The following is a 19,130-nucleotide window of genomic DNA, read 5'->3' as shown; positions in this document are numbered from 1 at the left end:
GGGCCCCCCGCCCGGCGGACACCCCCGCCGCCTGACCCCACCCCCCCCCCTGTTTTTTGTGGTTGTTGCGCCCCCCCCCCCCGCCCCCCGCCCGGCGTGTCGACGTCCCAAACTCACCACAAAGTCACTGGCGGCCCTCACCTCGGGCTTTCAGGAGGCGGGCTGTCCGACGGGTGATCGCCAACGGGGCCGGCGGAGCGCGGGTGCGCGTCCACCGGCCCCGTCGGGTGCGGGTGCCTGGTGCGGTCTATCGGTCGTCGCCCGAGCGGATTACAGCGCGGGGTACGCGTTCTTCAGAAGCTCCTGGAACTGGGCCGAGAACCAGTGGCCCGACAGGGGCGAGTTCGGCAGCGCGCCGGACATGCTGTTGCCGTTGCGCGGGTTGCCCGTGTACGTCGGGTCGCACATCCGGTCGAAGCCCTTGCCCTCGTCGTTCGGGATGGCGGAGCTGGAGCCGTCGGACTCGCCCGGGGGCTTCATCCACACGTACGCGTCGATCCCGGCCGCGGGTGCCGCCTTGGGCCGTTCGCCGAGCCCGGCGCCGGACTGGTTGCACCAGTTGCCGATGTGGATCCGGCGGTCGTAGCGCCCGCCGTTGACGTAGGTGTCCACGGTGGTCTGCGCGCCGGGGGCGGTCGGGCGGGCGGTGCCGCCCCAGCCGTTGCGGGAGGTGTCGATCAGCGCGCCGATGTTGCTCGGGAAGCCGACATTGACGAGCTGCTGGCGGAAGGCCTGGGCGAAGGACAGCTCGTCGACGTAGCGGTTCCAGTCCACCCACTTCGACTCGCGCACGGACTTGCCGGCGATGTTGTCGTTGATGGTGAAGTTGTTTTCCTTCAGGGCGCTGTAGTTGGCCGTGTTGACGATGATCCCGGCCACCTTGTCGACCGTGCTGCCCTCGGCGGTCGCGGCCTGTTGGAGGACCTGGGCGGTGGCGTTGAAGTTGTCGTCCCAGCCGATCCAGCCGTGGTGGCCGGCGTCTATGTAGTTGTAGACGTTGCCGATGGCGCCCAGCTTGTTCAGGGCGTAGCCGACGCCCTTCACGTAGTTGCCGTTGGCCTTCATGGTGTCGCACTGCGGGGTCGCGGTGGGACGGCCGTTGGTGTTGGTGACCAGGTTGGGCAGCGAGTCGATCTCGATCGTGGTGACGATCCGCAGGTTGGAGTTGGCGTACTTGGACTCCGAGAGGATCGCGGCGATCGGGTCGATGAACTGCGTCTTGTACTTGTCGATGTCGTTCGGGCCGAGCTCGCCGTTGGACGCCAGCGCGGCGCAGTCGCGGCCGGGCAGGTCGTAGACGACTAACTGGACGACGGTGGGGCTGCCGCCCGACTGGGACAGCGCGGTGTCCAGGTGGGCGCGCAGACCGCGGGCGCCGGTGGTGCCGTTGATGGCGGCGATGCGGTCCAGCCAGACGCCGGTCGGCTGGTTGGAGATCTTGCTGCCGCCGGGCTCGGCGGCGGCCTTCGCGGACCAGTCGGGGTTCACGTACACCTTGGCGCCCGAGTACGGGTTGTCCACCTTGGCGGCGGCCGCGTTGCTGCCCTCCACCTGGGCGGCCGCGGTGCCGCTCAGGGCCGAGACGGTCAGGGCGGTGGCGGCGAGCAGCGCGGAGCCGGCCAGCGCGACGGTGCGCTTGCGACGGGGGGGTGAAGTTGTGCGGCTCATGACAATCCCTTCAAGTGGTCACGGAGTCCCACGCCGAAGCCGGTCGGCGTGCCGTTGAAATCGCTGATCAGGGAAGGGCCGGAGGAGCAGTCCCAGGTGTTCCAGGTCCAGCCCAGGAGGCGCCCTTGGCGTCGAGCCAGGCCATGACCCGGTCGATATAGCCGTGTGAGCAGGTGTTCTCACCGATCTCACCCGCCACGAAGGGCACCTGGCCGATGACCGGGGCCAGTTGCTCGTTCCAGCAGCTCTCGTTGTTGCAGGTGTTGAAGTTGTAGGTGTGCCAGGCGGCGGCGAGGTTGCCCGCCGGGTCGCTCGGCTTGTGTGCGAGCCATTGGCGCATGTCGTTCGAGTAGGCGACTCCAGGGATCAGGACGAGGTTCTTGGCTCCGGCGCCCCGCACCGCGTCCAGCAGGTCCTGCATCCCGGCGACCTCGAAGTCGATGCCGGGGCACTTCCCGCCGTCGCGCCAGCAGTTCCACGCCGCCGCGAGGTCGCTGGTGGCGCGGTCCGGGAACGGCTCGTTGAACAGGTCGAACACCACGGCCTGGTCGTCCTTGAAGGTCTGGGCGACCGAGCTCCAGAAGGCCGGGGTGTACTGCGCGTTCGGCATCGGCTTCTGGCAGGTGGCGTACTCGGTGTCCCGGCAGTGGTTGTCGCCCCCCGTGTACTTGCCGTGGGTCCAGTGCAGCTCGACGATCGGGGTGATGCCATGGGCTTCCAGCCGGGATACGAGGCCCTTGACCGCCGAGATGTAGTTGGCGCCCCGGTAGGCGGCGTTGATGTACGAAAGGCCCAGCCAGCACTCCTCGTTGAGCGGAATGCGGACGGCGTTGACCTTCCAGTCCGCGATGGCCTTGACGGACGCGTCATCGACCGGCCCGTCGAAGATGCCGCGCCCTTGGACGCACATGAACTCACCGCCGGAGCGGTTGACGCCCAGCAGTCTGCGGGTGGTGCCGTTCTCGTCGACCAGCTTGTTGCCCGAGGCGTGCAGCTTCGGTGGTGCGGTGGCCGCGGCGGCCGCACCCGACGCCTGCGCGACGGGGAGCAGAGCGGCCGCGAGGGTCAGTGCCGCGGTGGCCGCCAAGGCATAAAGGCGCGGTGGTGCTCGCATGGAGCGACTCCTCGAAGTCCAGGCGCCTCCCGGGGTGACCCGAAGGTGGCGCTGACTGCTGGAACCGCTCCCACTGGTTGAAGTGACCGTAACGCCTGTGTCGCACATGTCAACAGAGGCGTTCACAGATTTATCAGTCGAACACGTTCGACAGGCGCATCTTGTTCAAAGACTTGACACCCCTTCAGGGCCCACGCATCTTGGGAGCGCTCCCACTGGTTCGCACTGCCCCCCCACCCGCACGGACCCGCGAGGAGGACCTCCCAGATGCGTGTACAGCGAGGCTCGCCGTTGTCAGGGGCACGAACAACCCTGGCTCGATTAGGGCTGAGAAGGCCGAAGACGGGACTCCCGGGGACGAGGCGGCCGAGGACGAGACGGCTGGTGACCGCCCTGGCCGCCGCCCTCTCGCTGCCGATGGCCATGACTGCGGCCGGCGGGGCGGCCCCCGCCCACGCCGCCGCCGTCCAGTGCGGCGTCGACTACAAGACCAACGACTGGGGTTCGGGCTTCACCGCGGAGCTCACCATCTCCAACCCCGGCGCGGACGCCATCGACGGCTGGACCCTGTCGTACGGCTATACGGGCGACCAGAAGCTGTCCAACGGCTGGAACGGCACCTGGTCCCAGTCCGGCAAGACCGTGACCGTCAAGAACGCCGCCCACAACGCGAAGATCGCGGCGGGTGGCAATGTCACGACCGGCGCCCAGTTCACCTACAGCGGCACCAACACCGCGCCCACCACCTTCGCCGTCAACGGCATCAGCTGCACGGGCGCCCACCAGCCGCCCATCGCCGTGCTGAGCAGCCCGGCCCCCGGCGCCACGTTCAGCGCCGGCGGGACCGTCCCGATGGCCGCCACCGCCGCGGCCGCCGACGGCGCGACCGTCACCAAGGTGGAGTTCTACAGCGACACCAAGCTCCTCGGCACCGACACCGCCTCCCCGTTCACGTTCGACTACACCGATGTGCCCGCGGGCGACTACTCGCTCTACGCCAAGGCGTACGACAGCCAGGGCGCCTCCGCCGAGTCCACCCCCGTCGGCATCCGGGTGGCCGCCGGGCCCGCGCTCGTCGCCAGCCCCGGCCAGCTCGGGGTGCAGCAGGGCAAGACCGGCACGTTCGGCGTGAAGCTGTCCACCAAGCCGTCCGCGAACGTAACGGTGTCCGTGGCCCGCACCGCGGGCAACACCGGGCTGACCGTGTCCTCGGGCGCCACCCTCACCTTCACGCCCACCAACTGGGACACCGCCCAGCAGGTGACCGTCACCGCCGCGAACAGCGGCACCGGCTCGGCGACCTTCACCGCCACCGCCACCGGCCACACCAAGGCCGAGGTCACCGTCACCCAGCTCGCCGCCTCCAAGGCGTACGACGCCCGCTTCCTGGATCTCTACAACAAGATCACCGCTCCGGCGGCGGGCTACTTCTCGCCCGAGGGCATCCCGTACCACTCGGTGGAGACCCTGATCGTCGAGGCCCCCGACCACGGCCATGAGACGACCTCCGAGGCGTACAGCTATCTGATCTGGCTCCAGGCGATGTACGGCAAGGTCACCGGCGACTGGTCGAAGTTCAACAACGCGTGGGACACCATGGAGAAGTACATGATCCCCACCCACGCCGACCAGCCCACCAACAGCTTCTACAACGCCTCCAAGCCGGCCACCTACGCGCCCGAGTGGGACCAGCCCTCCCAGTACCCCTCGCAGCTCAACGGCAATGTGTCGGTCGGCAACGACCCCATCGCCGCCGAGCTGAAGAGCGCGTACGGCACCGATGACATCTACGGCATGCACTGGATCCAGGACGTCGACAACGTCTACGGCTACGGCAACTCCCCCGGCAAGTGCGAGGCGGGGCCGAGCGACACCGGGCCGAGCTATGTCAACACCTTCCAGCGCGGCCCGCAGGAGTCGGTCTGGGAGACCGTGACCCAGCCCACCTGCGACAGCTTCAAGTACGGCGGCAAGAACGGCTATCTGGACCTGTTCACCGGCGACGCCTCGTACGCCAAGCAGTGGAAGTTCACCAACGCCCCGGACGCCGACGCCCGCGTGGTCCAGGCCGCCTACTGGGCCGCCGAGTGGGCCAAGGCGCAGGGCAAGGGCAGCCAGGTGTCGGCCAATGTGGCCAAGGCCGCCAAGATGGGCGACTACCTGCGCTACGCGATGTACGACAAGTACTTCAAGAAGGTCGGCAACTGCGTCGGTGAGACCGCGTGCGCGGCGGGCAGCGGCAAGAACAGCTCCCACTACCTGCTGTCCTGGTACTACGCCTGGGGCGGCGCCACCGACACCTCCGCCGGCTGGGCCTGGCGGATCGGCTCCAGCCACGCCCACGGCGGCTACCAGAACCCCATGGCGGCCTGGGCGCTGGCCAACTACGCCGACCTCAAGCCCAAGTCGGCCACCGGTGCCGCGGACTGGTCCACCAGCCTCAAGCGCCAGCTGGAGTTCTACCGCTGGCTCCAGTCCAGCGAGGGCGCCATCGCGGGCGGCGCCACCAACAGCTGGCAGGGCCGCTACGCCACGCCGCCGTCGGGCACCTCGACGTTCTACGGCATGTACTACGACGAGAAGCCGGTCTACCACGACCCGCCGTCCAACCAGTGGTTCGGCTTCCAGGCCTGGTCCATGGAGCGCGTCGCGGAGTACTACAACCGCACCGGTGACGCCTCCGCGAAGACCATCCTGGACAAGTGGGTGAAGTGGGCGCTGTCCAAGACCACGGTCAACGCCAACGGCACCTACCAGATCCCGTCCACCCTCCAGTGGTCCGGCCAGCCGGACACCTGGAACGCCTCCAGCCCCGGCGCCAACGCGAGCCTGCACGTCACCGTCGCCGACTACACCAACGACGTCGGCGTGACGGCCGCGTACGCCAAGACCCTGTCCTACTACGCCGCCAAGTCCGGCGACACCCAGGCCAGGGACACCGCGAAGGCGCTGCTGGACGGCATGTGGAACAACTACCAGGACGCGCTGGGCATCGCGGTCCCGGAGACCCGCGCCGACTACAACCGCTTCGACGACCCGGTCTATGTGCCCAGCGGCTGGACCGGCACCATGCCGAACGGTGACAAGGTCGACTCCAGCTCCACCTTCATGTCGATCCGGTCCTTCTACAAGAACGACCCGGCCTGGTCCAAGGTCGAGGCGTATCTGAAGGGCGGGGCGGTCCCGAGCTTCACGTACCACCGGTTCTGGGCCCAGGCCGACATCGCGCTCGCGATGGGGTCTTACGCCGATCTCTTCGAATAGCGGATAGCGGACCGGCACGCCGAGCGGGGCTCCACGGGGAGCCCCGCTCTCGCCGCTCTCAGACCGGTACGGGGATCTCGCGCTCGGCCAGGGCCGCCTCCAGCCGCCGGATGTGGCGGTGCTGGAGCCGCGCGGTGCGCTGAAGCCGCAGGACGACCCGCAGGAACTGGTCCATGTCGGCGGCCCGGGTGAGGATGTCGTCGGGCACCCGCTCGTCGGCCGGGCACTCCCGCTCGTCCGTCGGGCAATCCCGCTCGTCCGTCGGGCAATCCCGCTCGTCCTCGGCGAGCACGGCCTGCGCCCAGGCCCGGGTGACCGGCTTGAACATCCCGGGGTGGCCCGCCACGATCCTGGCCCGGACCGCCAGGTCGTTCTCGGCCGCCTCCACATGCAGCCCGTCGTCCTTGTTGCGCGCCCCGAACAGCGCCTCGTGGATGTGGTGGGCCGTGAAGCCGTGTTCGGCGCACGCGATCCAGAAGTCCCAGTCCTCGCCCGCGCGCATGTCCTCGGCATAGCCGCCCACGGTCTGCCACACCTCGCGGCGGTAGAGCGAGCAGTAGAACATGATCAGCCGCCGGAGCAGCAGGTCCCGGTCGTAGGCCGGGAGCGCCAGCACCTGTGCGGGGAGGCCGTCGTCGGTGAAGACGGACACATCGGTGGAGACGATGGCGATGTCCGGGCGCCGCTCCAGCACCGCCACCGTCTGCTCCAGCATGGTGGGGGCGAGCACGTCGTCGGCGTCCAGCGGCAGGACATAGCGGCCGGTGGTGGCCGCGATGCCCGCGTTGCGGGCGGCCGAGACCCCGGCGTTGGCCTGCTCCAGCAGCCGGATGCGCCGCTCGGGGTGGTCGGCGATCAGCGACCGGGCCACCGCCGCGGTGTCGTCGCGGCTGCCGTCGTCGACCACGACCAGCTCCCAGTCCGCGTAGGTCTGCGCCAGCACGCTCGCCACGGCCTGCGGCAGATAGCGGGCGTAGTCGTGGCAGGGGATGACCACCGAGACCACGGGAGGCCCGCCGCGTTCTCCGGGCGGCGCGGCCGCGGCCCCCGGGAGGGTGCCGGCCTCCCGGGGGCCGCGTTCCGGGCCGGGCGGTGCCGAGGTCATCGGAGACCGGCGCCGAACGCGCCGCGGTGGTCCATCCTGGACTTCGACGGCTTGGCGGAGACCGCGATGTTGGCGCACTCCGAGCCCATCTCGCCGCCGCCGACAGGGGCGAGGATGGTCACGTTGGCCGCGGCGCCGACGCTGGTGTCGCAGTCGTTCTGCTGCACCACGCCGTGCGGGTCGCCGAAGATCTCCGCGAAGTTGAGGCAGTCGGACTGGGCCGACGGCCCCGAGATGCTCACCCCGCTCGAGGAGTCGCAGTCGTTGGTCTGTTGGGTGGGGGTGTCCCAGGCGAGTGCGCCGGCGGCGGACCCGCCGAAGACCACCGCGCCGGCCGCCGCCGTCACCAGGGCTGCCGTCTTGCCGATATTCATGTGATTCTCCTGATCTCCTTCTCCGCAGAGGCCTGCGGACAGCCCGCTAACGACGCCGGGCGTCATGGGCTTCGTGCCCGGCGGCGGCTTCACCTGTCCGGCCCAGCGCGCCATCGCCCAGGTGGCGGGGGTGCACCACCTCCACCCCGGGCAGCGCCCAGCACTCGATGCCCATGTCCCGGGCCAGCGCGGCCAGCCCCTCGGTCTCGATGAGCCGCCGATAGGGAACGGCCGGGAACACCAGGCCGTCGCGGTGCAGATCCGCGTGGACCAGCAGGGCCGTACCGCCGACCGCGTCGACTCGGACCCTCTCCTGCGCGCGCAGCTCGTCGAGATAGCTCCGGCCGAACCCCTTGGGCGGCTGAAGGACCCCGTCCCGGACCCATCGGTCCCAGTCCAGGTCCGCCGCGTTCGGGTGCAGTACGAAGGTGTTGAGGTCGAAGCTGGGGCCGGCGGGCTCGGTGACGCAGTGCGGGACGACGATCTCCCCGCGCACGGCGAGCAGCCGCTGGACGAGGTCGGGCGGGTAGTCGGCCACATCCACGTCGAGCCACAGCACCCACTCCTCGTCGCCCAGCGCGCGCGACAGGAGGTGGTTACGGGCCATGGCCAGCACCGACCGCCGCCGCCGCTGGACGGTCCGCGCCCAGCGCGGCCCGGCCGTCCGGAGGCCGAAGTGGCGCCGTACGAGGGTGACCCGCCGGAACTCCGCCTCCAGCGCGGGCAGGACGCCCTGGAGGGCCTGCCAGGTCCCGTCGCGGCTGTCGCCCTCCAGCAGGCCGAGGGAGAGCGCGTCACGGGGGTAGGCGAGGGCGCGCAGCCGGTCGAGGTAGCGGGGCAGGAAGGCGATGGCGTCCTTGACGGGGGTGAGGACGAGGAGCGGGGGATGCCCGTCCGCGTCCGGGCGTACGCCCACGGGGGCGGGCCGCCGGGTGTGCGGGACCCGGGCCGACGGGCCGGCGGTGTTGTCGGCGGCGGTGTCCGCGGCGTTGTGCGCGGGGGCCTCCGCGGGGGCTTCCGCGGGGGCTTCCGCTTCCAGGACGTCCGCCGGGGCGACGGGCAGCCGGGCCGCCATCGCGTGGACCTGGTCCGCGTAGGCGTCGCCGGACGGCCACACCTGGGTCGCGGCGTCGAAGAGGCTCGTGAAGTGCGGCTCGTCGAAGGTGTTGGCCCCGTGGAACACATAGGTGTAGAGCTCGGGCGCGTCCAGGGACACCGTCCGCCCGCCGCGCACCACGGCCTCCGCGACCGGTGAGTCCTCGCCGCGCCGCTGTTCCGGATAGCGGGGGAGCGCGTCCTTCGCGCAGAGCATGGAGCCCTCCCACACCCGCACCCCGGAGATGGCCAGCTTGCGGCGCGCTGGCCACCACAGCCGCTCCCGGGCCAGGAAGCACGCCGTGGCGTCCAGCGCGAGGACCGCCGCGAGCTGCACCTCGAGCCGCTCCGGGTCGTACAGGTCGTCGTCGTCCCACTGGCACACATACGGCCCGGCGGCCAGGTCCACCGCGATGTTGCGCAGCTCGCCCAGCGTCCGCCCCTCGGGCGGCAGCCGGTGCAGACGGATCCTCGGGTCGGCGAGTTCGCGTACGTGGTCCTCGAGGGCGCCGTCCGCGCCGTCGTCCACCACGACCAGCTCCGCGCGGGTGTAGGTCTGGGCGAGGAAGCACCGGATCGCCCGCTCGGCCAGCGGCAGCCGGCCCTTGGTCACCATCAGACAGGACACCGTCGGCGCGGGCGACCCCGAGGCCCACCGCCTGCGCTGTGCGTCGAGGTCGACCACGCCCTGGGCGCAGGGCTGTAGATCCTGGCTCGTCCAGAACCTGACCTGACGCCCCGTCGAGGCCCCCGGAGCGCCGGGGGTCTCCCGGATCCAGCTGCCCGCCCAGTGGTGCACCGCATGCGCCAGGTCCCGGTCGGTCTCGCGCTGCCCGAACAGCTCCGCGGCGGCCGGGCTCAGCTTGGGATACAGGGTGTCGGCCCCCAGGATGGCGGGGGAGCAGCCCTCGGGCGCGCTGTCGACGGCGCGCGTGAGGAAGAACGGGCCTGTCGCGTCCAGCGTGCCGGGCCTGGTGTGGGCGCCCACCAGCCGCCGGTGCACATGCGGCCAGAACGGATGGCCGGGCCGGGAGGCCATGAACGCGTTGCAGACGATGCGCCGCATTCCGCCGCGGCGGCTCAACGGCAGGTGGACATGGGCCTCCGGCTCCAGGCCGAGCACCAGCTCCTGCCCGGCGAAGAGCTCGGTCATCGGGCGCAGGCACTCGAAGTCCATGTCGACGTACAGCCCGCCGAAGTGGTCGAGGAGGAAGTAGCGGATGGCGTCGGCCCGTTTGATCGGTTCGCGATAGCCGTCGTAGACGGGGAGAAACCACGCGTAGTGCTCTTCGAGGAACGCGCGGTTGTCCGTGTCCGTCCACAGCCGGTACTCCCAGTCGGGGTGGTGCCGCCGCCAGGTCTCGGACCACTCCCGCCACTCGGGCGGTACGTCGGTGTTCTTCCAGGTCTGGTGGATAAGATGTGGAATTCCTGGCTTCTCGGACATTCGCGCAGTATGTCCCGACGGTGTGCCGGCCAGGCGGAGGGCGGCGGCGGAAATTCACCCGCCCGGTCCGGCGCGCGCGCCGGACCGGGCGGCAAAGCCCCTGCTGGCGGCCGTCGGCCGCGGTCAGCCGAGCGAGGACAACGGCACCGAGAACAGCACCCGTTCGGGGACCACCCGGTCCTGCCACCCGCTGGACGTCGGATCCTGCCAGTTTCCCTTGGAGTCGGCGGCCCACTCGGTGACCGACCACACGGTCTTGGTGCTCCACCACAGCGACATGGACTCGGAGTGCTTGGCCCAGCAGGCGCTGGCCAGGTCGGTGCCCGAACAGCTCGTCGCGGACGCCTCGGCGGTGTCCTGGCGCCACAGGATGCCGTGCTGGCCGGGGCCGCCCCGGGCGCTGGGCACGTACCAGCGCTTGCCGCCCGCGTCGTCCTGGTAGGACAGCACACCCTGCACACCCACGGCCTTGGTCTCGTACGCGTCGGCGGCCTTGGCCTTCCCGGAGCCGTCCACGGCCAGCGGCATGGCGCCGCCCGGCGCGGCGAGGTCGTACCGGAACAGCCGCGCGGGCTGGGTGCCGCCCGAGGAGAACCACTCGTTCGCCACCAGGCGGTCGGGGGTGGCGGAGCGGTCCAGCGAGATGGACGCGAAGCAGGGGATGCCGTCGTCGTTGGCCGAGGAGCACTTCCCGCTCAGGCCGTACGAGCCGATGGCGGGCATCAGGTACTGGTAGCCGTGGGCCGAGTAGCCGCCGCTCACCTTGCCGATGGCGGTGGAGTTCACCGTCGCCTGGAGGATGTGTTTCATCGAGAACACGTACAGGGCGTTCTGGCTGGCGTCGCCGTTGGACGCGGTGACGATGAGCTTGTCGCCGTACCAGACCATGCCGCCCAGGTGCGAGCCCAGCTTGGCGAAGTTGGTGCCGCCCTCGGTGGGCACGGTCAGCAGGACCCAGCGGTACTTGAAGGCGCCGGGCGTGTTCGCGTCGATGAAGGCGACCCGGGCCAGGCCCCGGTCGGCCGCCGGTTCCGCGCCCGGGTACTCGTCGTAGAGGTGGTCGTTGTGCGTCCAGCCGGAGAGGATGACCTTGTTCTCCCCCCAGGCGCCGTCGTCGTCCGCGTCCCCGGAGGAGGTGACCGACTGCGGCAGCCAGCTCTGCGTCAGCGCGTCACCGGTGGTGAAGCAGTACGCCGCGGTGGCCTTCGGCTTCACCGGCAGCGCGGCCTGCTCCGAGGCGCGGCAGGCCGGGCTGGAGGTGGGGGTGGGCATGGTGTGGTTGGCGCTCCCCAGCACGGTGTCCACGCCCACGTTGGGCAGCAGCCGGTCGAGTTCGGCGATCGTGGTGTCGGCCACCGTGCGCTGGGTGAGCGCGAGCTTCGATAACTCCGCCGAGGTGGTTAATGGTGTGAGCGCGCCGGGGTTGTCGGCCACGGCGGCCTGGGATGTGGCGTTGGTGAACAGCAGCGCGCCGGCCCCGAGCACCGCGGCCACCGCCGTGCTGATCCATGGCGCCCGGCGGCGCAGCGCGCCGTGCCGGGCCTTGTCCGTTCTCCGCATGGGAGCCTCCCGTTGTCATGTCCCGGGCACCATACGGGGGTTGGGGAGCGGGCCGAGGGCTTTCGGGGACAACGAGGGACGACGAGGGAGACCGGGGGAGAGCGGCGGCGCCTCACGCGCGCACGCGCGACGCGCCCGGATACACCTCGGCCACGTTGTCCTCGGGCTTCGGCCGGTGCTTCGCACAGGGGCCCGCCGCGAAGGCGCGCAGCAGGTTCTCGGTGGTGCGCCGGACGAACGCGCCGGTCCGCGCGTCCATGCCGTGGTTGCGCCCGGCCTCGCGGGTCCCCGCCATCAGGCCCTCGACCCACCGCATCGTCCCGGTGGCGAACACACCCGCCTTGCTCGGGACGGTGTAGTAGGCGGAGTCCGCGTGGCTGTGCCGGCCGTTGCACACCAGGGGGGAGTGGGCCACGATCTCCAGCGGCTCCGGGGTGGGCTCGCCGGGGGTCACCCGGTCGTACTCCACCCCGACCAGATGCGCGAAGGAGTCGCCGCGCCGCACCCCCGTGCCGGCGTACACCCAGTGGCCGGGGTTGTGCACGACATACGGGGCGTCGGTCGGGTAGCCCTCGTAGAAGACGCCGGTCAGGGACGACTCGGGGTCGGGGGCGGGCTGCTGCCGGAAGTCGGTGGTGACCAGGTCGCGGCGGTTCGCGAGATACGGGTCGTCGTGGTAGGCGCTCTTGTAGCAGACCACCGTGCGGTCCGCGCCGCCCGGGCCGCGCTCCAGCCTGATCCGGCGGTAGCAGGTGTTGGCGCCGAGAAAGGCCACATTGGTCCCGGCGTCGCGGGCGCGGGTGACATAGCGGCGCTGCTGCGGCGTCCAGTACTCGTCGTGGCCGAGCGAGAGCACCGCCGCGGCGCCGTGCAGCACCTTCGGATCGCGGTGTACGTCCACCCCCGTGGTGTAGGCCAGCGGTATGCCGAGCCGCTCCGCGAGCACCACCAGCGCCCGCTCGTAGACCAGGAACTTCACCGCGCCGTTGCCGTCGTACGGCCGGTCGAAGCCGACGGCCAGCGAGCGCGTCCCGTACGCCCCGTCCTGGCCCTGGTAGAGGCTGAAGCCGCCCCAGGTGTTGTACGCCTGCCAGGTGGCCACCGCGTGCATCAACAGCGTCCGGCCCGCGGCCGCTTCGGAGCGGACGATCAGCGGGACGTAGCGCTGGTGGCCGCCTTCCGCGTCCAGCCGCAGCAGATACGCGCCCTCCGGCCAGTTCTCGGTGCCGACCCGGACCGTGCGCTGCCAGTCCGCCTGGACCGTACGGGTCTTGTCGATCAGCACGGGGGGCTTCTGCCGGTGGCCGGGCACCCGGCCCGAGCGCCAGATCAGCCGCGCCTGTGCCCCGCCGTACCAGCCCACCCGGTACGCCGAGACGCGGAAGCCGGGCGAGGTGGTCGACACATACAGCCCGAACTCCTCCCCGGGTACCACGCTCACCTTGTCGGCATAGCCCTCCACGGCCTCCTGAGGGCCGACCGAGCGGATCCGCCAGTCGGCGTTGCCCCGCTTGGACCGCTCGGCGTCCACGGCCCGCATGGCCTCGGAGGGGCGGGCGGCGCGGTCGGGCTCCCCATGGCTCGCCGAGTCGCACCCGGCCACCGCCACTCCGGCGGCGGCCCCGACCGCCCCGAGGAAGCGCCGGCGCCCGAGGGCGGGCTGGTCGCTGTCCTGCGGCCGCACGTCCCCATGGGTCGAGACGTCGCCGTGTTCCGCCTGGTCGTCCATCGCACCCGTCCCGGCCGCTGTGCTCCTGCGGCCATCCTGGGCCGGGCCCGGGGGCCGGGCGACCGGAGGGCGCCCGAACCGGCGATCGCCCGTCTGAGACGGCCGGGGTGCGAAGGGGCGGCGGCGGTCGCAGCGTGGACATATGACCGAGAGCGAGAGCCCGCGCGTCCACCTGCCGCCGATCGTGGTGCTCGGGGTGCAGCCGAACAACCCTCCGTTCCGCCTGGTCGAGGTCGCCGGGGAGGTGATCGGCAAGGCGCACTCGGTCCTGGACGTGATCGAGATCGCTCGCACGATCGGCATGGAGGACGCCGACCTCGACGACCCGGACGTCGTCCGCTGGGTGGGCGGCGACAAGTTCACCTGGACGCCGTGGTGGCCGCCCCGGCGGGCGGGGCGCGGACACCACAGGGAGCACCACAGGGGACACCACTGGGGGAGGGCCGGAGGGCACACCGACCCCGACCACGACACCGGCCCGCCCGCCTCCTGACGGCGACCGCTTGACCTTCGAGCCGGGTCGAAGGTCTACCGTCGCGGGTATGCGCACCGTACGGATCTCCCAGCCGCGCTTCCACGAGCGCGGGGGCCCGGTGCCGTCCGTCGTCCCTCTTCACCGGAAAGCCCCCTCGCCGTGCTCGTCGCCCGCTCCATCGCCCTGTTCGTCGTCGCCGCCCTGTTCGAGATCGGAGGCGCCTGGCTGATCTGGCAGGGCGTACGAGAGCACCGCGGATGGCTCTGGATCGGGGCGGGCGTCCTGGCCCTGGGCGCCTACGGCTTCGCCGCGACCTTCCAGCCCGACGCCGACTTCGGGCGCATCCTGGCCGCCTACGGAGGAATCTTCGTCGCCGGGTCGATCGCCTGGGGCATGGTCGCCGACGGCTACCGGCCCGACCGCTTCGACATCATCGGCGCGCTGGTCTGCCTCGCCGGGATGGCGGTCATCATGTACGCCCCGCGCGGCCACTGACCCGCCTCACCGGTCGGTCCGGCCCGTCGTACGAGGGCGGTGGCGGTCACCGGGGGATGTCGACCAGGACCCGCCCGCGCCCGCCCGCGTCGACGCGCTCGTGGGCCTCGGCGATGTCGGCGAGCGGGTAGCGGTCGCCGACATCGACGGTGAGCGCGCCGACGGCGGCCGCGGCCGTCAGATCGCGGGCGGCGTGCCGCTTGGCCTCGGCGGGGAAGTCGTCGCTGCCCATCAGCCGCAGGGTGACGTTGTTGAACAGCAGCGTCCAGAAGGGGATCTCGGTGCGGTCGGCGCCCGTGGCGTACGCGGCGATGACCGCGCCGCCCGCGGCGACGGCGTTGTCCAGGTCGGCGTTGTCGGACAGGGAGACCTCGACGATCCGGTCCACGCCGCCGGGGACGTACGAGCGGATCTCGGCGGCGGGGTCGGCGCCGTCCAGGGCGACGGCGTGGGAGACGACGGCCGGATCGACGCGGTTCAGATCGGCGCCGCGGCGGACGGTGCCGATGACGGTGGCCCCCGCCCAGCGGGCGAGCTGCGCGGCCGGCGAGCCGACCCCGCCGAGGACGCCGTTGACCAGCACGACCTTGCCGTCGACCGGGCCGTCCGCGAACACGGTGCGGTGCGCGGTGATGCCGGGGATGCCGAGGCTCGCCCCGAGGTCGTCGCCCAGGTGGCCGGGGAGCGGGACGGCGTGATCGGCGGGCACGACGGTGTACTGGGCGGCGGTGCCGAAGGGCCGGTAGGACTGGGCGCCGTACACCCACACGCGCTGCCCGGCACGGCGGACGTCGACACCCTCGCCGACCGCGTCGACGACCCCGGCGGCGTCGCTGTGCGGGATCACCCGCGGAAAGGGCATCGCCGAGCCGGTCCAGCCGCGCCGCTTCTTGGTGTCGCCGGGGTTGACCCCCGAGACGGTGACCCGGACCCGGACCTCGCCGGGGCCGGGGACCGGGTCGGGCGCCTCGCCGACGCGCAGCACCTCGGCGGCCGGACCTTGTTCGTCGTACCAGGACGCAAGCATGGGGATCTCCGTCGCGTGTCGGCTCGCGGATGCTTCGAGCCTACGAGGGGGCGCGCCCGCCGCGCGTGTCGGGTCGCGCGGTGCGCACAGGTGCCCGAAGCGTCGGACTTATGATCCAACGCGTGGACATCCCCGACAGACTCATCTCCCTCCAGCAGAACGCGGACGCCGAGCGGGCCAAGCTCTCCGGGCTCATCGGCGACGAGTGGGAGGCGCAGTGGAAGCACTGGTACGAGGCCGCCGTCGAGAGCCAGGCGGCGCTCACCGCGCATGCCCAGGAGACGGACACGCCGCGCGGGAAGCTCGAGGCCGCGGTGAAGAAGGCCGTACGACATCCGGACCCGGGTGACTGACCATCCGCACCCGCATGGCGAAGGGCCTGACCTGCGCGCGCAGGTCAGGCCCCCCACCGTTGCCCCTTCCCATGGCAGCAAAGGCGCTAGGCGTCGCGCCCGCGCAGCAGCAGGCCGCCGGCCAGGAGCGCCGCGGCGGCCCACCCGGCGGTCACGCCGAGACCGGCCCAGGGGCCGATGGGCAGGCTATGGAGGTCGGTGGTGGCCTGGATGGCGAGCCCGGCGCTCATCGGCCCGATCTGCTGGAGCAGGCGCTGCCAGCGCGGATCGCCGATCATCTGGGAGAGGACGGGGACCAGGTAAAGCAGGCCGAGGACGATCCCGATACTGGTCGCGGAGTCCCGCACCGCGGTGGCGACGCCGAGGCTGAGCAGGGCGATCAGGGCCAGGTAGAGGACCGACCCGAGGGCCGCGCGGAGCGTGGGCCCGTCGGCCAGGGACAGGGCCGGGTGGCCGCGGGCAGTCGTGAAGGCATGGCCGGGCAGGAGGAGCCGCCCGGCCACCAGCGACCCGAGCACCGCGATGGTCCCGGCCGCGGCCACGACCCCGGCGAGGGTGACGGCTTTGGCCGCGAGGACGGTGGCCCGGCGCGGCATCACCGCCAGGGTGGTGCGGATCATGCCCGTGCTGTACTCGCCCGCGATGACCAGGACGCCCAGGATGACGACCAGCGCCTGGCCCAGCTGAACGCCGATGAGGCTGAGCTTGGTCATGTCGCCGCCGCAGCCGGTTGACGTGCATCTCACCATCGAGGTCGCCCCAGCGCTCAGGGCCACGGTCGCCACGACGGTACCGAGCAGCAGCCAGAGGGGGCTGGCGACGGTCCGTATCTTCGTCCATTCCGCGTGCAGGGCCGGTCTCATGCGTCCCTCCTGCGGAGAAGGAGGGCGGCCGCGGCCAGGCTTGCCACCGCGTAGCCGGCCAGGACGGCGAACCCGGCCCACGGTGCCAGCGGGTAATAGCCGTAGTACGGCGTGTAGTTGCTGGTGACCTGGTGATACGGCACAAGAGTCTGCTGGACGGCGAAGGCCGCGCCCGGGGTCACCTGGGCCAGCACGTTCGACACGCTCGCGGGCATGAACGGGATGGCGATCAGGGTGTGGGGCAGCACGATGGCCACGACGACGGTGGTGACCGCGCCGGCACTGTGCCGGGAAACGGTGCCGATGCAGAGGGCCAGGATCGAGGCGGTCGCGAGCAGCGCCGCGATCCCGAGCTCCACCCGCAGTTCGGTCGAAGACGCCACCGGGAAGATGTACACGCCGTTGGCCCGGGCGAGCCGCTCGCCGAGCGGAACCGCGACGGCCGCCCCCGCGAACCCGGCGGCGAAGGTGACGCCCCCCAGCACCAGTGCCTTGGCCACCAGCACCCGGCTCCGTCCCGGGCCGGCGGCCAGGGTGACGTGGATCAGGTTCTTCCGGTATTCCGTGGTGATGAACAGCGCCCCCACGACGATCACCACGATCAGCGCGGCGAACGTGCCGGTGAGGATTTCTCCGAGGGTGCCGCCGGTCGGCAGAGTGTCGCGAACGGCGGGCGCTATGTCGCCGGCGCCGGTCACGGTGAAGCTGCCGTCGGATCCCGCTCCCGTGAACGAACCCGACGTGTTGCGCGGGTAGCCGGAGAAGCTGGGGGATTCGGCTCCCACCTGGCCGCCTGTCCAGTTGCCACCGGCCCCGGCCCAGCGCCCCCGGATACGGAGATCCCCGAAGACGGCCGTGGACACACTGCCGCGGGTGCCCATGCCGTCCACGGAAGGCGGGGACGCGACGAACAGCCCGCCCTGCGCGGTCGGTCCGAGCCCGCGCACACGCACGGTGCCCACCTTGGTCCAGCGTGTGCCGTCGGCGGAGGCATAGCCGGTGATCACCTCGCCCGAGCGGTCCAGCCGCAGCCGGCGGACGGACGCGGCGGAGACCGGGCCGGGGAGGCCGGCCGTGTCGTTGACGTAGTTGTCCTGCATCCGTACGCCGTGGCTGCCGGTCACCATGATCGCCGCGTAGGGCGATCCCTGACGGGTGCTCTCCTTGATGATGATCCCGGCCTTCGCCCACGGCACGGTGCCGGGCCGCAGGTCACCGGGGCGCTCGGGGATGCTGCTCCTGAGCGCGGAAACGGAGACGGTGATGCTGCCGTTTCCCGTCAGTGGCTGGTGCACGAAGTAGAAGCTGTCGGTCACCGGCTCACCGCCAGGTCCGACCGGCACGGGCGGTGAGCCCTTCTGATCGCTGCTGACCCCGACGAGCAGGGCGAACAGCACCGGCATCAGCGCCGCCACCACCACGCCGATCACCCAGCCGCGGACAGTCCGGAACTTGGTCCACTCCGCGTGCACCACGTGAGCGAGGGTGGCGGTCACCGCGAGACCTCCGTGGGTGTCGCGGCGTGGAACTCGACCGCCTCGTGGGTGAGTTCCAGGTAGACGTCCTCAAGGGTGGCGCGGTGTGCCGACACCTCGGAGAACGGCACCGCGCTGTCGTTGAGCAGCGTCACGATCCGGTCCGCGGGCAGGCCGGAGACGGCGATGGTGTCGCGGCCGGTGGCCGCCACGGTCGCGCCGGCACGCTCGAGCACCCTCATCGCGTGTGTCCTGGCCGTGGTCCGCAGGGCCACCCGGTTTCCGGAGGCGGCGGCGATCAGCTCGGCCACGCCGGCGTCGGCGATGGCCTTGCCGCGCCCGACCACGACGAGACGGTCGGCCGTGTCCTGCATCTCGCTCATCAGGTGGCTGGAGACCAGCACGGCGCGGCCCTGAGCGGCCAGCGACCGCAGGAAGCCGCGCATCCAGATGATGCCGTCCGGGTCCATGCCGTTGAACGGCTCGTCGAGCATGATGATCGGCGGGTCGCCCAGCAGGGCCGCGGCGATCCCGAGCCGCTGCCGCATGCCGAGCGAGTAGCCGCCGGCCTTGCGCCGGGCCGCCGGGGCGAGGCCGACCTGCTCGATCACCTGGTCCACCCGCCGCGCGGCCAGGCCCTGCGAATGCGCCAGCCACAACAGGTGGTTGCGCCCGCTGCGGCCGGGGTGCGGTGCCGCCGCGTCCAGCAGCGAGCCGACATGGTTCAGCGGGTGCCGAAGACCGCGGTACGGCTTCCCCTCGATGAGCGCGGTGCCCTCGTCGACCGCGTCCAGGCCGAGGATCACCCGCATGGTGGTGGACTTCCCGGCCCCGTTCGGCCCCACGAAGCCGGTCACCAGCCCCGGGCGGACGGTGAAGGACATGCCGTCGAGGGCCAGGGTCGCCCCATACCGCTTGCGCAGTCCGGCGACGACGATCCCTGGGGCGCTCACCGCGGCGAGCTCACGGTTCGAAATGGACTCATGCCGACGGTTGTACGCGGCACCCGGTTCCGGCCCGGTCGCAGCGGCTGCGACCCGGCTGCGACCTGGGATCTGGCATCGTCGGGGCATGGCACCTCGACCC

14 protein-coding genes and 1 pseudogene are annotated in these 19,130 nt (G+C 71.5%); 4 read left to right on the top strand and 11 right to left on the bottom strand.

The window, feature by feature from the left end:
* Window positions 1-270 precede the first annotated feature (270 nt).
* Both ACZ4WQ_RS06310 and ACZ4WQ_RS06305 read right to left on the bottom strand, forming a co-directional pair.
* A complete protein-coding gene (locus ACZ4WQ_RS06310; RefSeq protein ID WP_398369161.1) occupies window positions 271-1,668 on the bottom strand; it encodes a glycoside hydrolase family 6 protein in 1,398 nt (465 codons plus the stop codon).
* Window positions 1,665-2,668 (bottom strand): annotated as a pseudogene (locus ACZ4WQ_RS06305) (glycoside hydrolase family 5 protein); the annotation flags it as partial. The gene ACZ4WQ_RS06310 and the pseudogene ACZ4WQ_RS06305, both read right to left, overlap by 4 nt.
* Window positions 2,669-3,199: 531 nt before the next feature.
* Here ACZ4WQ_RS06305 and ACZ4WQ_RS06300 point away from each other — a divergent pair.
* On the top strand, window positions 3,200-6,046 hold the full coding sequence (locus tag ACZ4WQ_RS06300; RefSeq protein WP_358846948.1) for a glycoside hydrolase family 48 protein: 2,847 nt from the start codon (window positions 3,200-3,202) through the stop codon (window positions 6,044-6,046).
* A 58-nt stretch (window positions 6,047-6,104) separates the two neighbouring features.
* On the opposite strand, the gene ACZ4WQ_RS06295 is transcribed toward ACZ4WQ_RS06300, so the two are convergent.
* From ACZ4WQ_RS06295 to ACZ4WQ_RS06275, 5 genes are all read right to left on the bottom strand, one after another.
* Window positions 6,105-7,151, bottom strand: a complete 1,047-nt coding sequence (locus ACZ4WQ_RS06295) for a glycosyltransferase family 2 protein (RefSeq protein WP_398369163.1) — start codon at window positions 7,149-7,151, stop codon at window positions 6,105-6,107.
* Window positions 7,148-7,525, bottom strand: a complete 378-nt coding sequence (locus ACZ4WQ_RS06290) for a hypothetical protein (RefSeq protein ID WP_398369165.1) — start codon at window positions 7,523-7,525, stop codon at window positions 7,148-7,150. The genes ACZ4WQ_RS06295 and ACZ4WQ_RS06290 overlap by 4 nt, the downstream gene beginning before the upstream one ends.
* A gap of 46 nt (window positions 7,526-7,571) precedes the next feature.
* Window positions 7,572-10,067 carry a glycosyltransferase gene (locus ACZ4WQ_RS06285; RefSeq protein WP_398369167.1) on the bottom strand — a complete coding sequence of 832 codons (2,496 nt, stop codon included), beginning with the start codon at window positions 10,065-10,067 and terminating at the stop codon, window positions 7,572-7,574.
* Window positions 10,068-10,190: 123 nt separating this feature from the next.
* Window positions 10,191-11,627, bottom strand: coding sequence for a hypothetical protein (locus ACZ4WQ_RS06280; RefSeq protein ID WP_398369169.1), 1,437 nt, complete (start codon window positions 11,625-11,627; stop codon window positions 10,191-10,193).
* A 112-nt stretch (window positions 11,628-11,739) separates the two neighbouring features.
* Complete coding sequence (locus ACZ4WQ_RS06275) at window positions 11,740-13,356, bottom strand: N,N-dimethylformamidase beta subunit family domain-containing protein (protein WP_398369171.1); 1,617 nt, start codon at window positions 13,354-13,356, stop codon at window positions 11,740-11,742.
* Window positions 13,357-13,498: 142 nt separating this feature from the next.
* Between ACZ4WQ_RS06275 and ACZ4WQ_RS06270 the strand changes: the two genes are divergently transcribed.
* Together ACZ4WQ_RS06270 and ACZ4WQ_RS06265 are read left to right on the top strand one after the other, a co-directional pair.
* On the top strand, window positions 13,499-13,849 hold the full coding sequence (locus ACZ4WQ_RS06270; protein WP_385350600.1) for a hypothetical protein: 351 nt from the start codon (window positions 13,499-13,501) through the stop codon (window positions 13,847-13,849).
* Window positions 13,850-13,990: 141 nt separating this feature from the next.
* Window positions 13,991-14,326 carry a YnfA family protein gene (locus tag ACZ4WQ_RS06265; RefSeq protein ID WP_311729717.1) on the top strand — a complete coding sequence of 112 codons (336 nt, stop codon included), beginning with the start codon at window positions 13,991-13,993 and terminating at the stop codon, window positions 14,324-14,326.
* Between the two features lie 46 nt (window positions 14,327-14,372).
* On the opposite strand, the gene ACZ4WQ_RS06260 is transcribed toward ACZ4WQ_RS06265, so the two are convergent.
* Window positions 14,373-15,353, bottom strand: coding sequence for an NADPH:quinone reductase (locus ACZ4WQ_RS06260; RefSeq protein WP_398369174.1), 981 nt, complete (start codon window positions 15,351-15,353; stop codon window positions 14,373-14,375).
* Window positions 15,354-15,475: 122 nt separating this feature from the next.
* On the opposite strand from ACZ4WQ_RS06260, the gene ACZ4WQ_RS06255 reads away from it, so the two are divergent.
* Window positions 15,476-15,706 (top strand): hypothetical protein, encoded by a 231-nt coding sequence (locus tag ACZ4WQ_RS06255; RefSeq protein ID WP_311729715.1) that lies wholly within the window; start codon window positions 15,476-15,478, stop codon window positions 15,704-15,706.
* Between the two features lie 86 nt (window positions 15,707-15,792).
* On the opposite strand, the gene ACZ4WQ_RS06250 is transcribed toward ACZ4WQ_RS06255, so the two are convergent.
* Genes ACZ4WQ_RS06250 through ACZ4WQ_RS06240 form a run of 3 tightly spaced genes read right to left on the bottom strand, consistent with a single transcriptional unit; the run spans window position 15,793 to window position 18,997 of the window.
* Window positions 15,793-16,569, bottom strand: coding sequence for an ABC-2 transporter permease (locus ACZ4WQ_RS06250; RefSeq protein ID WP_398369176.1), 777 nt, complete (start codon window positions 16,567-16,569; stop codon window positions 15,793-15,795).
* On the bottom strand, window positions 16,566-18,065 hold the full coding sequence (locus ACZ4WQ_RS06245) for a DUF1349 domain-containing protein (protein ID WP_398369178.1): 1,500 nt from the start codon (window positions 18,063-18,065) through the stop codon (window positions 16,566-16,568). Before ACZ4WQ_RS06245 ends, ACZ4WQ_RS06250 begins: the two co-directional genes overlap by 4 nt.
* Window positions 18,062-18,997, bottom strand: coding sequence for an ATP-binding cassette domain-containing protein (locus ACZ4WQ_RS06240; protein WP_385340675.1), 936 nt, complete (start codon window positions 18,995-18,997; stop codon window positions 18,062-18,064). Before ACZ4WQ_RS06240 ends, ACZ4WQ_RS06245 begins: the two co-directional genes overlap by 4 nt.
* Window positions 18,998-19,130: the final 133 nt, after the last annotated feature.

Source organism: Streptomyces sp. NPDC028305, assembly GCF_055569495.1.
The sequence above is the reverse complement of the archived record's forward strand: the minus strand, read 5'-3'. Positions and strand labels throughout refer to the sequence as shown.

Bases quoted from the DNA above. Each gene is read 5' to 3' on its own strand.
- ACZ4WQ_RS06310 (WP_398369161.1), bottom strand. From the start codon at position 1,668: ATGAGCCGCACAACTTCACCCCCCCGTCGCAAGCGCACCGTCGCGCTG.
- ACZ4WQ_RS06300 (WP_358846948.1), top strand. From the start codon at position 3,200: ATGGCCATGACTGCGGCCGGCGGGGCGGCCCCCGCCCACGCCGCCGCC.
- ACZ4WQ_RS06295 (WP_398369163.1), bottom strand. From the start codon at position 7,151: ATGACCTCGGCACCGCCCGGCCCGGAACGCGGCCCCCGGGAGGCCGGC.
- ACZ4WQ_RS06290 (WP_398369165.1), bottom strand. From the start codon at position 7,525: ATGAATATCGGCAAGACGGCAGCCCTGGTGACGGCGGCGGCCGGCGCG.
- ACZ4WQ_RS06285 (WP_398369167.1), bottom strand. From the start codon at position 10,067: ATGTCCGAGAAGCCAGGAATTCCACATCTTATCCACCAGACCTGGAAG.
- ACZ4WQ_RS06280 (WP_398369169.1), bottom strand. From the start codon at position 11,627: ATGCGGAGAACGGACAAGGCCCGGCACGGCGCGCTGCGCCGCCGGGCG.
- ACZ4WQ_RS06275 (WP_398369171.1), bottom strand. From the start codon at position 13,356: ATGGACGACCAGGCGGAACACGGCGACGTCTCGACCCATGGGGACGTG.
- ACZ4WQ_RS06270 (WP_385350600.1), top strand. From the start codon at position 13,499: ATGACCGAGAGCGAGAGCCCGCGCGTCCACCTGCCGCCGATCGTGGTG.
- ACZ4WQ_RS06260 (WP_398369174.1), bottom strand. From the start codon at position 15,353: ATGCTTGCGTCCTGGTACGACGAACAAGGTCCGGCCGCCGAGGTGCTG.
- ACZ4WQ_RS06250 (WP_398369176.1), bottom strand. From the start codon at position 16,569: ATGAGACCGGCCCTGCACGCGGAATGGACGAAGATACGGACCGTCGCC.